The organism is Carboxylicivirga sp. M1479 (genome assembly GCF_007097485.1).
GTDB lineage: Bacteria > Bacteroidota > Bacteroidia > Bacteroidales > Marinilabiliaceae > Carboxylicivirga.
The window spans coordinates 1-281 of sequence record NZ_VKDE01000110.1 but is presented as its reverse complement, the minus strand read 5'-3'; the positions used below and the strand labels follow the sequence as shown (position 1 = coordinate 281).

The following is a 281-nucleotide window of genomic DNA, read 5'->3' as shown; positions in this document are numbered from 1 at the left end:
TGATTTAGGCGAAACAACCGATATAGCCGCTCAGCACCCCAAAGTGGTGAAGCAGATACTTAAACTGGCACAGGAAGCAGAAAAGGCTATTCATGAAGGAAAAGAATTGTAAAATTAAAATATAGAGAAATGACAACAAACAGACGATCATTTTTAAAAAATATGGGATTGGCAGCCGGTGTTGCAGCCGCAGCTCCAATGGCAGCTTGTAATCCAAAAGCAGGTGAAAAAGAAGCAGTCGCTTATATCCGAAAAAATGCAGAACGTGTGCCTAAAATGGA

General features: G+C 40.9%; 1 protein-coding gene. It reads left to right on the top strand.

Annotated elements, in window-relative coordinates; all coding sequences use genetic code 11:
* Nucleotides 1-129: 129 nt before the first annotated feature.
* The coding region (locus tag FNN09_RS21640) for a twin-arginine translocation signal domain-containing protein (RefSeq protein WP_143304441.1) at nucleotides 130-281 on the top strand (152 nt) is incomplete at its 3' end.